15 protein-coding genes are annotated in these 12,668 nt (G+C 59.9%); 10 read left to right on the top strand and 5 right to left on the bottom strand.

What is annotated here, in order from left to right; all coding sequences use genetic code 11:
- Positions 1 to 20: 20 nt before the first annotated feature.
- From choW to FGF54_RS10100, 3 genes are all read left to right on the top strand, one after another.
- Positions 21 to 872: a choline ABC transporter permease subunit gene (gene choW, locus FGF54_RS10115; protein WP_059754593.1), complete on the top strand. Its 852-nt coding sequence runs from the start codon at positions 21 to 23 to the stop codon at positions 870 to 872.
- The gene (choV, locus tag FGF54_RS10110) at positions 869 to 1,915 is read left to right on the top strand and encodes a choline ABC transporter ATP-binding protein (protein ID WP_065655676.1); all 1,047 of its coding nucleotides are present in this window, start codon (positions 869 to 871) and stop codon (positions 1,913 to 1,915) included. The genes choW and choV overlap by 4 nt, the downstream gene beginning before the upstream one ends.
- 540 nt (positions 1,916 to 2,455) lie before the next feature.
- A complete protein-coding gene (locus FGF54_RS10100) occupies positions 2,456 to 2,776 on the top strand; it encodes a helix-turn-helix transcriptional regulator (RefSeq protein WP_003524068.1) in 321 nt (106 codons plus the stop codon).
- A gap of 132 nt (positions 2,777 to 2,908) precedes the next feature.
- On the opposite strand, the gene FGF54_RS10095 is transcribed toward FGF54_RS10100, so the two are convergent.
- Positions 2,909 to 4,084 carry a DUF3095 domain-containing protein gene (locus tag FGF54_RS10095; RefSeq protein ID WP_142779576.1) on the bottom strand — a complete coding sequence of 392 codons (1,176 nt, stop codon included), beginning with the start codon at positions 4,082 to 4,084 and terminating at the stop codon, positions 2,909 to 2,911.
- A gap of 285 nt (positions 4,085 to 4,369) precedes the next feature.
- Between FGF54_RS10095 and FGF54_RS10090 the strand changes: the two genes are divergently transcribed.
- From FGF54_RS10090 to queF, 4 genes are all read left to right on the top strand, one after another.
- Entirely contained in the window at positions 4,370 to 5,476 is a 1,107-nt protein-coding gene (locus FGF54_RS10090) for a branched-chain amino acid ABC transporter substrate-binding protein (RefSeq protein WP_065655678.1), read from the top strand.
- Between the two features lie 68 nt (positions 5,477 to 5,544).
- Positions 5,545 to 5,946, top strand: coding sequence for a glyoxalase superfamily protein (locus tag FGF54_RS10085; RefSeq protein WP_142779575.1), 402 nt, complete (start codon positions 5,545 to 5,547; stop codon positions 5,944 to 5,946).
- Between the two features lie 155 nt (positions 5,947 to 6,101).
- The gene (locus FGF54_RS10080) at positions 6,102 to 7,004 is read left to right on the top strand and encodes a cation diffusion facilitator family transporter (RefSeq protein WP_142780196.1); all 903 of its coding nucleotides are present in this window, start codon (positions 6,102 to 6,104) and stop codon (positions 7,002 to 7,004) included.
- A gap of 16 nt (positions 7,005 to 7,020) precedes the next feature.
- Positions 7,021 to 7,485, top strand: coding sequence for a preQ(1) synthase (gene queF / locus FGF54_RS10075; RefSeq protein ID WP_065655680.1), 465 nt, complete (start codon positions 7,021 to 7,023; stop codon positions 7,483 to 7,485).
- Positions 7,486 to 7,509: 24 nt separating this feature from the next.
- On the opposite strand, the gene FGF54_RS10070 is transcribed toward queF, so the two are convergent.
- Together FGF54_RS10070 and FGF54_RS10065 are read right to left on the bottom strand one after the other, a co-directional pair.
- The gene (locus FGF54_RS10070; protein ID WP_142779574.1) at positions 7,510 to 8,262 is read right to left on the bottom strand and encodes a DUF2076 domain-containing protein; all 753 of its coding nucleotides are present in this window, start codon (positions 8,260 to 8,262) and stop codon (positions 7,510 to 7,512) included.
- Positions 8,263 to 8,362: 100 nt separating this feature from the next.
- Entirely contained in the window at positions 8,363 to 8,953 is a 591-nt protein-coding gene (locus FGF54_RS10065) for a HupE/UreJ family protein (RefSeq protein ID WP_142779573.1), read from the bottom strand.
- 236 nt (positions 8,954 to 9,189) lie between these two features.
- Between FGF54_RS10065 and FGF54_RS10060 the strand changes: the two genes are divergently transcribed.
- Positions 9,190 to 9,771, top strand: coding sequence for an ATP-dependent Clp protease proteolytic subunit (locus FGF54_RS10060; RefSeq protein WP_003523060.1), 582 nt, complete (start codon positions 9,190 to 9,192; stop codon positions 9,769 to 9,771).
- Positions 9,772 to 9,843: 72 nt separating this feature from the next.
- On the opposite strand, the gene FGF54_RS10055 is transcribed toward FGF54_RS10060, so the two are convergent.
- Positions 9,844 to 10,113 (bottom strand): pentapeptide MXKDX repeat protein, encoded by a 270-nt coding sequence (locus FGF54_RS10055; protein WP_142779572.1) that lies wholly within the window; start codon positions 10,111 to 10,113, stop codon positions 9,844 to 9,846.
- 218 nt (positions 10,114 to 10,331) lie between these two features.
- Here FGF54_RS10055 and FGF54_RS10050 point away from each other — a divergent pair, with 218 nt between their 5' ends.
- Both FGF54_RS10050 and FGF54_RS10045 read left to right on the top strand, forming a co-directional pair.
- Positions 10,332 to 10,847 (top strand): sigma-70 family RNA polymerase sigma factor, encoded by a 516-nt coding sequence (locus tag FGF54_RS10050; RefSeq protein ID WP_003523063.1) that lies wholly within the window; start codon positions 10,332 to 10,334, stop codon positions 10,845 to 10,847.
- A complete protein-coding gene (locus tag FGF54_RS10045) occupies positions 10,844 to 11,488 on the top strand; it encodes an NrsF family protein (protein WP_142779571.1) in 645 nt (214 codons plus the stop codon). Before FGF54_RS10050 ends, FGF54_RS10045 begins: the two co-directional genes overlap by 4 nt.
- A 63-nt stretch (positions 11,489 to 11,551) precedes the next feature.
- On the opposite strand, the gene FGF54_RS10040 is transcribed toward FGF54_RS10045, so the two are convergent.
- Positions 11,552 to 12,634, bottom strand: coding sequence for an esterase-like activity of phytase family protein (locus FGF54_RS10040; RefSeq protein WP_142779570.1), 1,083 nt, complete (start codon positions 12,632 to 12,634; stop codon positions 11,552 to 11,554).
- Positions 12,635 to 12,668: the final 34 nt, after the last annotated feature.

The following is a 12,668-nucleotide window of genomic DNA, read 5'->3' as shown; positions in this document are numbered from 1 at the left end:
ACGAAAGGTCTTTTCTTACCGTGGAATGGCTCAGCGCTCCTGAAAACCGCCTGCCCGTCGGCCGATATGCCAAGGAGGCCATTGACTGGCTGACCGGCAATCTCGCTTTTTTCTTCGATTGGCTTTCCTTCATTTTCCAAAGCGTCATCAACGCCCTGCTTTATGTGCTGCAGGCGCCGCATCCGCTCATCATCGTGGCGATCCTGACGGCGCTTTCCGCCTGGACGCGCCGCTCCGTCGGCATGCCGGTCTTCACGGCGCTCGGCCTGCTGCTCATCATCAATCTGGGCTACTGGAAGGCGACGACGGAAACGCTGGCGCTCGTCATCGCCGCCAGCGCCGTGTGCATGATCATCGGCATACCGCTCGGCATATTGGCGGCGCGGCGAAAATGGATCTATGCCGGCATGCGCCCGGTGCTGGACCTGATGCAGACCATCCCCACTTTCGTTTATCTCATCCCGGCGCTGGTGCTGTTCGGTCTCGGCATGGTTCCGGGGCTCATCGCCACCGTCATCTTCGCCATTCCGGCCCCGGTGCGGCTTACCCGCCTCGGCATCGTGTCGACGCCGCCGGCGCTGGTGGAGGCGGCCGTCGCCTTTGGCGCGACGCCGTCGCAAGTATTGCGCAAGGTGGAGCTTCCCTTCGCCGCGCCGCAGATCATGGCCGGCCTTACCCAGACGATCATGCTGTCGCTGTCGATGGTGGTCATTTCCGCCCTGGTGGGCGCCAACGGTCTGGGGGTGCCGGTGGTGCGCGCGCTCAATACCGTCAATATAGCCATGGGCTTCGAAGCGGGGCTGTGCATCGTCATACTGGCGATCGTTCTCGACCGGCTTTTTCGCCTTCCCGGCGCGGAGGATGATCTATGAGTGACGCCATCATCTTCGGAAATGTCGATATCGTTTTCGGCGACCGGCCCGATGCGGCGCTGCCGCTGATCGACAAGGGCAGCACGCGGGACGAGATCAATGCCGAAACCGGACTGGTTCTCGGTGTCGCCAATGCCTCGCTCTCGGTCAGCGAGGGCGAGATACTCGTGCTCATGGGGCTTTCCGGTTCGGGCAAGTCGACCCTGCTCAGGGCCGTCAACGGGCTTGCGCCTGTGGTGCGCGGCAATGTCGGCGTGAAGACCAAAACCGGCTATGTCGATCCCTATCGCTCGACGGCGAAAGCGCTGCGCGACCTGCGCATGCACACGGTCTCCATGGTCTTCCAGCAATTCGGCCTTCTGCCCTGGCGCAATGTGGCCGATAATGTCGGCTTCGGGCTTGAGCTTTCCGGTGTGCCGGAAGCCGAGCGCAAGCGCATGGTGGCCGAGCAGCTGGAGCTGGTCAATCTCTCCGCCTGGGCCGACCGCAAGGTGGGAGAACTTTCCGGCGGCATGCAGCAGCGTGTGGGGCTGGCGAGAGCCTTTGCCACCGGCGCGCCGATCCTGTTGATGGACGAGCCGTTCTCTGCGCTCGACCCTCTCATCAGAAGCCGCCTGCAGGACGAGCTTCTGGAGTTCCAGAGCCGGCTGAAGAAAACGATTCTCTTCGTCAGCCACGATCTGGACGAGGCCTTCCGCATCGGCAACCGTATCGCCATGATGGAAGGCGGGCGCATCATCCAGTGCGGAACGCCGCAGCAGATCGTCAAGCAGCCGGCCACGCCCTATGTCGCGGATTTCGTGCAGAACATGAACCCGATCTCCATGCTGACCGCCGCCGATGTGATGAAGCGTGGGGTGGACGAACGCAACGGGCAGATGACAGTCGCCGCCACCGCGCGCCCGTCATCGCCGCTGATCGATATTCTCGATGCGCTGTCAAAACATTCCGGCGCGATCGGCGTCGTCGACAACGGTGCGATCGTCGGCACGATTTCGGCCGATGAAGTCGTGGCGGGGCTGACGCGTCACCGCAAAAAATAGTGATTCGCCTGTCTGAAAAAGAAAGGGCCTTCCATGGAGGGCCCTTTTTCTGTTTCCAGATGATCTTCGCGGCGCAAGTTATACCTTCCCACGGTAGCAAAGAATATTTTTGATATCACAAGTTATGCATGAAAATAATTACTAATAAAAATCATATTGCAAACTTAGAGAAAATTGCGCAAAGTTAATCTAGATTCTTTAGCTCGCTGCTAAATTTAAGGTGGTAATAGATCGCAGCCTCAAAATCCGGCATTGGGTAACAAGATTTCGGCGCTCAACTTTTGATCGTTTATTGCTTATAAATACTGCCGCTAATACATATGTTTATCATCAAATTGACAAAAAACAGGCAAAAAGCTGATAATTTGGTCACAATATTTTAAGTAAATAACCGGTGAAGAATAGTCTTTGAAAGGGACACGATATAAGCAAGATTTAGGTATATACAACGTATCGACTGAATTATAAAAACACCTTTTGGAACACCTATAATAGCCACCATGACCGTCTTTTTCGACTGTCATCAGGAGACTTGAGCGTATGGATAACCAATCTCTGTCGGAACATAGCATCGCCGCTGCAGACTTGCTCTCAGCCATGGCGAATCCCAAGCGCCTGATGATCTTGTGCACGCTGGTGGATACGGAAGTGCCGGTCGGTGTTCTCGCTTCACAGGTTGGTCTCAGCCAGTCCGCTCTCTCGCAGCATCTTTCGAAATTGCGTGCCCAGCGGCTGGTGAAGACACGACGGGATGCGCAGACCATCTATTATTCCAGCAATTCCGAATCCGTGAAAAAAATCCTCGCATCCCTCGAGGAAATTTACTGCCAGGCGCAGAAGAGCAGCAAGACCGCTGCATGAGCCCACGGCCCTGTTAAGGCCCGGCAGCATCACTAGATTGAAACCGGCGCGCGACGCCGGTTTTTCTTTTCATTGGCCTTCGCTGCGGGCGCATCCGGCACAGGAATCGGGGGCTGCGTATTGGAGCGCTTTTCAGACCGGCGCAGCAAGCTGTATCTGCTGCTTGAGACGGCTTGCCGCAGCCGCATATCCGCCGTCGGCACCATCCACGAAATGCATATGGTCTCGCGAAAGCGGAGACGGAACGATACAGGTCATCAATGCGGCATCCTGTTCGTGCAGGCCGTAATAACAGCTTCCCGAGAGGCGGCCCTGTTCCAGCCGCGCGCGGATTTTTTCGAGCCGTGCGGCGTCGATATCCACCGTCATCTTCAGGCCGTCGTCGAATTTCCTGAAATCGGTGTTGCTCGCGACCGAACGCCGGTAGCGTATCGCATTGAACGGTCCGAACGAGAGCCCCGTCACGCTCAAGAGATTGACGAGCAGGGACTCGCCGAGAACGCGAAACGAGCGGCGCGTCTTGCCCCAGACATCGCGATAGGCAGCGCCGGCACGGGCTTCGAGGCCGAGACCCTCGCGCACGAAACCGAGTTTCGGCCCATCCTCCGGCACGGGGTGGCCGTGTCTTGCGTCCTGTTCGGCCAGATCGACAAGATCGACGACCAGTTGGCGAAATGCCGGCATGTCCCGCGACGGCCCCGGCACGGCGATGATCGACACCACCTTGCCATGGGTGGCAGGAATGGGGTTCCAGCGGCATGAAAGGCCGGTGAGATCGGGGCGTTCGCCCTTTTCGGCTGCCGGCAGGGCATATTGCCCCTCCTTCATTCGCGCTTCCGCCCAACTGTTGCCGCCGCCCGAAAACATGGCGTAGGAAACGTCCTCGCTCGCCTGAAAGCGCGCGACACGAATGTCGAAGCCATTTTCACGAATATCCTCGACGGGAACCAGCGCCACGCGCATGGCAAGATCGAGATCGTCTTTCACCCAGCGCTGTACATTCGAAAGCGCGGTGCGTGCGACAGACAGCCCGTGCGGCGGCACCGCGACGGCAGCGCCATCGCCGCCGAAAACGAAGGGCAGGTCGTGACGGCCGAGACTGTTCGATACGCCCGATATGACCGCCGCACCCGCCATGTTGACGGCCTTGTAGCGGCCGGTGCCGATTGCCGAGGTCGAATCGATGATATCGGCGATGGCCAGCCCCCATCCCGGCGGCAGGGCGCGATAAAGCGCCGGGTCGGCCACGTCTTCAAAATGCCGGAAGACGGGCAGGCCCGTCAGAAATTCTTCATCTGCTGCGATCATGGCGTATTATCCTCCAGCGGCGGCCAAACGCCAAGCGTTTACGGAAGGTCGATGCGTCCATTCACACGGCGCAATCGTAGCCGATCCGGCGAATGATTTACCGCTAATAGAGCTAATCCAGCAAAGTGACTTGCATAAATCATCAAACCTTCCGTATGAGTTGAGTGGAAGGCTCGGAATTCAAAAATGGAACGAGTTTTCGCCGGGAGGCGTCCGATAGTTTCATTCGGTCGGCGCCCCATGGCGCTCACCGGGTCCCGCGACCCCCTTTAAGGAGACACCAGGATGAAACTGAAGACATTGACCAGCGTGACGCTTGCAGCGTCCTTCGCATTCGCACCCCTTGCTCATGCCGAAATCGTCATCGGCCTGATTGCGCCGCTCACCGGTCCTGTCGCCGCCTATGGCGACCAGGTGAAGAACGGCGCCCAGACGGCAGTCAATGAAATCAACAAGAAGGGCGGCATCCTCGGCGAACAGGTCGTGCTGAAGCTTGCCGATGACGGCGGTGAGCCGAAGCAGGGCGTTTCCGCAGCCAACCAGCTGGTTGCCGAAGGCATCCACTTCGTCGTCGGTCCGGTGACGTCCGGCGTCGCCATTCCGGCATCGGATGTCTTTGCCGAAAACGGCGTGCTGATGGTGACGCCAACGGCGACCGCGCCGGGCCTGACCAACCGTGGCCTTGCCAACGTTTTCCGCACCTGCGGTCGTGACGACCAGCAGGCCGAGGTTGCGGCGAAATATGTTCTCGCCAACCTCAAGGACAAGAAGATCGCCATCATTCACGACAAGGGCGCTTACGGCAAAGGTCTGGCGGACGCCTTCAAGACCACGCTGAATGCCGGCGGCGTGACCGAAGTTCTCTACGATGCGCTGACGCCCGGCGAAAAGGATCTCGGTGCGCTGACGGCCCGTCTGAAGTCCGACAATGCCGACATCGTCTATTTCGGCGGTTACCATCCGGAAGCGGGTCTTCTGGTGCGCCAGCTGAAGGATATCGGCTCCAAGGCTGCCGTCATCGGCGGTGACGGCCTATCGAACAGCGAGTTCTGGAACATCGGTTCGCAGGCTGGCGAAGGCACGATCTTCACCAATGCCTCGGATGCGCTGAAGAACGACGATTCCAAGGCCGCTGCCGAAGCGCTGAAGGCCGCCAACATTCCGGCGGAAGCCTTCACGCTCAATGCTTACGCTGCCGTCGAAGTGCTGAAGGCAGGCATCGAGAAGGCCGGAAGCGCCAAGGATTCCGAAGCCGTCGCCACGGCCCTGAAAAGCGGTGACGCTTTCCCGACCGCAATCGGCAAGGTGACCTACGGCGAAAACGGCGACCTGACCTCGCAGGCCTTCTCGCTGTTCAAGTGGCAGGACGGCAAGATCGTCGCAGCCGAATAAGCTGATCCTACCGGCCGCACCCTGTGCGGCCGGTATCGTTTTACGGACGGAAAAGGGGTTGGGGCAGTATGGGCGATGCCGGGAAACAGACTGTTGGAGACATCGGCTTCGGGCGGATATTCCCGATCGTCAGAATTTTCGACGAGGCCAAGGCGCGGGAGTTCTATGTCGATTTTCTCGGTTTCGAGATCGACTGGGAACACCGCTTCGGCGATAATTTCCCGCTTTACATGCAGGTTTCACGGGCCGGAATGGGGCTTCACCTCAGCGGCCATCACGGCGATGCGACGCCGGGCTCCAACATCTTCGCCACCATGCACGGCGTTCACGCCTATCAACAGGAACTGGCGGCGAAAGATTATCGCTTCATGAAGCCGGGCGTCGAAGAACTGCCATGGGGCGATGTGATGGAAGTGACCGATCCGTTCGGCAACCGCATTCGTTTCAGCGAGCAGAAAAGCGAAGAGTGATGTTTTGGGCCTGAGCGCAAGGCCCTTGACCTTGTTCTCCGTTTGAACGATAGAACGCGCCAATAGCGAACCGCGCGCACGGAGACCCCGTGCGCGCGGTTCGTGCGTTTTGGCAATCGGTCATGCAATTCGTTCGCATCCGCACGGGGGCAAAAATGAACAGTGAAGGCAATACGCTGGTCCGGAAGCTCGCATTCTGGAGCATTCCGCTTTCTTTCGGCGTGCTGGGCCTCAAGCTCGTGGCCTGGTGGGTCACGGGCTCGGTCGCGCTTTTATCGGACGGTCTGGAATCGACCGTCAATGTGGTCGCGGCCTTCATCGCCTATTTCGTCATTCGTTACGCGCAGAAGCCCGCCGATGACGACCACCAGTTCGGCCACCACAAGGCGGAATATATTTCCGCCGTCGTGGAAGGCGTGCTGATCGTCGTTGCCGCGCTGCTGATCGTCCAGGAGGCCTGGGGCGGTCTTTTCAACCCGAGGCTGCCGGAAGCGCCGGCCCTTGGTCTTGCCATCAATGCGGCGGCGGGCGTCATCAACGCCATATGGGCGACGATCCTGATCCGTGTGGGCAAAAGACACGCCTCACCGGCACTGGCCGCGGACGGCCATCACATCATGTCCGATGTCGTGACCTCGGCAGGCGTTCTCGTCGGCCTTATTCTGGCGCTGCTGACGGGTTATGCCATTCTCGATCCGCTGCTCGCCATCCTGGTGGCCATCAACATCCTGTTCCAGGGATCCAAGGTCATTCTGCATTCGCTTGGCGGGCTGATGGACCGGGCCGTGGAGCCGGAAGAGGACGAGGCGATCAAGAAGGCCATCGCCGAACATTCCGGCGGCGTCATTGGCGTACACGATCTGAGGACACGCCGGGCCGGCTCGGCCGCCTTCATCGATTTTCACGTCGTGGTCCCTGCTGTCATGACGGTGCGCGAGGCGCATGATATTTGCGACCGCCTTGAAGATGCCATAAGGGACGTCATACCGGGCGCCAGCCTTGCCATTCACGTCGAGCCGGAAGGCGAAAAGGCGCATGGCGTCAAAGTGATTGTTTGAAAAACAGGAGTTTTCCATGTCCGTGACGGATGTTTCCGGCCTGTCGCAGCTGGGCACGAAGGTCGATACGCCAGAGAGCCCGGAAAAGGCCGTTCTCGAAAAGGTGCCGAACGGCAATGCCGGCACCGATTACGTGGTGCGCTTCACCGCACCCGAATTCACCTCGCTTTGCCCGATGACCGGCCAGCCGGATTTCGCCCATATCGTCATCGACTATATCGCCGGCGACTTTCTGGTGGAATCCAAGTCGCTGAAGCTGTTCCTGCAATCCTTCCGCAACCACGGTGCATTCCACGAGGATTGCTCGGTCTATATCGCCAGGCGGCTGGTGGAGCTGCTGCAGCCGAAATGGCTGCGCATCGGCGCTTACTGGTATCCGCGCGGCGGCATTCCGATCGACGTCTTCTGGCAGACCGGACCGGTGCCCGAAGGCGTATGGCTGCCGGATCAGGGGGTTCCCACCTATCGCGGTCGCGGCTGATCCGGCTTTTACGAGACTAAAGGTTCAGGCGAACGAACCGTCGTCGCCTGAATCGAAATCCGCATCGTCGGCGCTGTCGTCATCGGCCTGCTGGATATCGTCGTCGTCGTTGTTCTGGGGGCTGGCGTTGTCGCCGTAATAATTATTGATGACGGTTTCCTCGACAGGCGCGTTACCGGCAGCATTGCCGCCGCCGAAGGGCGAGCCAAGGCCGAGCGACGACATGTGGCTGCCGAAAATGCCGCTCAGCGAATTGGCGAGCAACATACCGCCGGCGACACCCGCGGCCGTTCCGAGCGCACCCTGCAGAAAACCACCGCCCGAAGAACGCCCGAATGCGGCGGACTGCTGGCTCCAGGGGCCGCCGGGTTGCTGGCCGGCTGGCGATCCCCAGGGACCGGCCGTCTGGCCAGCGGTATCGTTTCGCCATGAGGTTTGCGGGGCAGCCGGGGAGGGGGCAGGCGTGGGTGCCGGCGGCTGCGGCTGGCCGGTTCCGAAGATGGAACTCAGAAAGCCGCCCTGCGCTGCGGCCTGCGGGGCGCTGTTGCCGCTTTCCAGCGCGTGGATACGGTCTTCGAGCTGCTTGATATGGGCTGCCGCCGCCTCCAGACCCTTTTCCTGAACGATGACCGCCTGGGCAAGATAATAGGGGGCTGCGGGCTGATCGCGCACGGCGTCTGCGATCAGTGTTTCAGCGTCGCGGTCACGCGGGGTGGCGGATGCGGTTCTGGTCCTGTCGAACAGGGCCTTGAGAAGCTGGCTTTCTTCCGGTGACATATGATGCCTCCTTACCGTGAAGCGAAAATCCACGATAAGGAGGTAGGCCTCAATTCCGGCTTTTCAAAGCAGCCCGAATTTTAAATTTCGGTAATGATCGTCAACCGCCGAAGGCGAGCGAGAGACCCGCAATCGCCGTCAACGCGCCAACCGTGCGGCTGGCTGCCGAACCGAAACGGGCAATGCCGAGGCCGAGCGCAATTCCGGCCGCATGCAGGATGGCGGTGGCGATCATGAAGCCGATGCCGAATTGAAGCGCGCCGGCGCTGCCGAGTTCACCGCCATGGGCGTGGCCGTGGAAAAGCGCGAAAGCACCGACCACGGCAGCAGCGGCTGCCGTGGGAAGCCTTGCCGCCATGGCAACGAGCAGGCCGAGACCGATGACGGATGCGAGAATGGCCGGTTCGACGAAGGGAAGCCCGATGCCGTAGACCGCCATCAGGAAGCCGGCGGCCATGGTGCCGACGAAGGCGGAAGGCACGATCCACAGCGCCTTGCGGTCGCCCTGCGCCACGGCGATCTGCGAGGCCCAGATGCCGACGGCCACCATCGCCAGAATGTGATCCGCACCAAAGAACGGGTGGGAGACACCGGCCATGAAGGAGCCGTGTTCTTCCGGGTTCAGGTGGGCGAAAGCGGGCAGGGCGGTAACGCCCAGTGCGGCGGCAGTGAGGCTTAGTCTTTTCAGCATGGTTCCCTCTTGAAATTATGGCCGTCCGCAACGGAATCTTGGGGCTTCCCGCGGCAGGCGGCGCTGCAATGAGGCGTCAACGATATCGCGAAGGCCGACAGGCTGTCCATGCGTCATCTGCCGGGGGTGCAGTTTATTGTTGGCGGGCAAACCTTGCCTTTTTCTCTCATTGCCTTACGTAACAAGTCGCACTATGTCCGAAGGGCATGCACGAATTTTGCTGGAGAGAGCCGTTGATGAACGAAGACGAAGACGACAAGAGCAAGGAACTGCCGATCGGCAAGGAAACGGAAGCGAATCTTTTCAAGTCGCGTTCGATCTTCATCTATGGTGGCATCACGCAGGAACTGGCGCAGAAGGTCTGCACGCAGCTCGTGGCTCTCGCCGCCGCCAGCGACGACGACATTCGCGTTTACGTCAATTCGCCGGGCGGCCACGTCGAATCGGGTGATTCCATCCACGACATGATCAAGTTCATCAAGCCGAAGGTCTATATCATCGGCACGGGCTGGGTCGCTTCCGCCGGCGCGCTGATTTACGTTTCGGTGCCGAAAGAACGTCGCCTCTGCCTGCCGAACACCCGCTTCCTGCTGCACCAACCCTCCGGCGGTACGCGCGGCATGGCATCCGACATCGAAATCCAGGCCCGCGAAATCATCAAGATGAACCAGCGCCTGATCAAGATCTTCTCCAAGGCCACCGGCCAGAGCGAAGAAAAGATCGCCAAGGATATCGATCGCGATTACTGGCTCGGTGCGGAAGAGGCCAAGGATTACGGCCTCGTCGGCAAGATCGTCGAGAGCCAGTCGGAACTCTGAGGTTTCGATTTTTCAGTTGAGAAAGCCCGTATCGGTGAAAACCGGTGCGGGCTTTTTCCTTTCAGGCCGGCGTTATTTCATCATGTCGCAGGCCTTCATCATGTCGGCCTTTTTCATCTTGTCCATTTCCATGCCGGCCTTGTGCATGCAATCCTTCTTGCTGGCTTTCTTGCCGGCCATGGACATGCCGTCCTTTTTCATCGTCTCCGTCTTCATGGTGTCGTTATGCATGGTATCCTTCTTCATCGTATCGGTTTTCATGCTTTCGGCATGGGCGATGCCTGCGAAGGAAAGAGCGGACAGAAAGGAAGCGGCGGCGATGGCGGTGAAAATGCGGGTCATGAAGGGTCTCCTCTGGATGTCGTTGAATGTCCGCCGGCATCGTGCCGGGGCTCACGATTGTCCATTCGTCCGGGAAAGGCCGGCCGTTACATCTTCACGCGCTTGTGACGACAAGTTCGGGCGAGATTTTTTTAAAGCCACTATGTAACAATATCCTGCCGATTGCGAATAACCCGATAGTGACGATGACAGGCAGCCCTTCGGAAGAAACACTGAAAATGCTGATGCTGCGTTCCCTCGATGGGGACGAAGGCGCCTACAGGCATTTGCTTCATGCCCTGAGACGGCTGCTGATCGCCTATTACGGCCGGCGCATGGCTGCTGCCGCCAGAGGCGATGTCGAAGATCTTGTGCAGGAAACCCTGTTGTCGCTTCACGCCAAGCGGGAGACCTATGACCGTGCGCGACCCTTTACGGCCTGGTTCTTTTCGATAGCGCGCTACAAGCTCATCGATCACTATCGGGGCCGGGGTGCGCGCCTGCTGGCGGAAGTGGAACTCGATGAAACGCTGGAGGCGGAACCGTCCGTCGACGCGGTCACGGCCCGCATGGATGTGGAGCGGCTGCTTGATGAGTTGCCGGAACGGCAACGGGATCTCATTCGAAGGGTGAAGCTCGAAGGTCACTCAATTGCCGAAGCGGCGCAAAAATCCGGCCAGACCGAGCTTGCGGCGAGGGTCGGTATTCACAGAACGCTGAAAGTCCTGGCGGCAAAGTTGCGGGGGGACACGTGAGGAAGACGGAAGACATCATCGACCAACTGGCGGGCGATCTGAAACCCGTACCGGCTTTCGCGCTGGAGCGGAGGCTGGCGTTCGTGGCCTTGCCCGCGCTCGGCGTTTCGCTGCTGCTGATGGTCGTCATTCTGGGGCTTCGCAGCGATATGAATGACGCCATGACCGAACCGGGTTTCTGGGTTAAATCCGCCTATAATGCCCTGCTGGCCGTGGCCGCATTTTTCGCCGTCATGCGTCTTGCGCGGCCGGAGGGCGACAGGGGTGGCCTGTTTGCGTGGCTTGCATTGATTTTTGTGGCCATGGCGGTCATCGCGCTCGTCCAGCTTGGATTTGCCGTGCCCGGCACCTACAGGACCCTCATTCTCGGTTCGTCGGCGCTGCATTGCCCGTTTTTGATCGTTGCTTTCGCACTACCGCTGTTTATCGCAAATTTCGCGGCTCTCAAGCGTTCGGCTCCCGCTGATCCCACGCTTGCGGGTTTTGCCGCGGGCATTGCCGCGGGTGCGGCCGGGGCGTGGGTCTATTCGTGGTTCTGCACCGAAAACGGCATGGCTTTCGTGTTGATCTGGTATTCGCTGGGCATCTTGTTGACCGGCATCATCGGCGCTTTTGCCGGTTCACGTCTGCTCCGCTGGTGAAGGCAAGATTGCCGATGCCGGCCCGGACATGGTCCAGAACCGGCATTCTGCTTCATGCGGATTTCATTGACCCAGATTGGCGGGAATTGCGAATGCCGCAAACTGGGTGAACTGCTTGCCGGTGTTGAAATTGTCATCGGCGGCGATGACGAAGAGTTGCTTGCCATCCACCACCGGGCCGAAAGCGAAGCTTTCGATATTGTCGATATCGAGGCCGAAATCGCCTTCGTTGATTTCGAACCAGGCCGATTTGGATACGGCGGCCACGGATGCCGGATCGATCTTGTCCTTGCCGAGAATATTGTCGGCGCGGGACATGTCGGCGATGAAGAAGCGGATGTGATTGCCGACGCCGGAGGCGAAATTGCGCTCGACAGCGACGAAACGGCCATCCGGCAGGGCCGCGATGGCGGAAAGGCCGTTGTCGTTATATTTCGGCTCGGCGGCGGTCGGGGTCTTCGAGATAGGCTCGGTGACATAGACATGCTCGGCGACCGGTTTCAGCGTCGCCGTGTCGATGACGAGGATGCGGGCCGGGCTGCCCGCCTGCGGCGTCGCCTTGGGGCCGTCCTGGGTGAGCGCATTTTCGGTGGCGGCGATCAGCCGGCCGGGCATCAGCGTCAGGCCTTCGAAAGCGAGGTTGTTCTGAACGCCCCTGGTCTTGGCGTCATCGACGAGATAGGCGTTTGGCAGTTCCAGCCGCTTCACATTGCTGCCGTCGAGGTCCGACACGTAAAGCGCCGGCTGGTTCTTCAGGTCGCGTTCGGAGGACCAGTAGAGCTTGCCGCCCTTGCGGTCGAGCGCGATGCCTTCCGCATCGATGCCCTTCGGCGCAAAAGCAGCGCCGGTCTCGTCCTTCAATTCGCGCGTGGCGGCGATGTTGAGCGTGGCGGCGCCTTCCGTCACGGCCAGCTCCAGCTCGTAATAACGGGCCGGCCCTTTTTCCACGCGGTCATCGGAAATTGCGAGATAACGCCCGGTTTCGCTGTCAAAGGCGAGATCGGAAATGCCGCCGAAGGTGACGCCATCGATGGAGAGGCCCGATGGGACGACGATCTGGCCGAGAAAGGCCGGCGGCGGCGGGGTCTGGGCCGCGGCGGGCAAAGCCGCAAAACAGCAGGCGACGGTGGTGACGATGCGGAGCATGGCAAGGGTCCCTCTTGTGGCGGATGACCGGTTG

Source organism: Agrobacterium sp. T29, assembly GCF_006970545.1.
Lineage (GTDB): Bacteria > Pseudomonadota > Alphaproteobacteria > Rhizobiales > Rhizobiaceae > Agrobacterium > Agrobacterium leguminum.
Note: the sequence above shows the minus strand (reverse complement) of the source record. Positions and strands in the feature narration are given on the sequence as shown.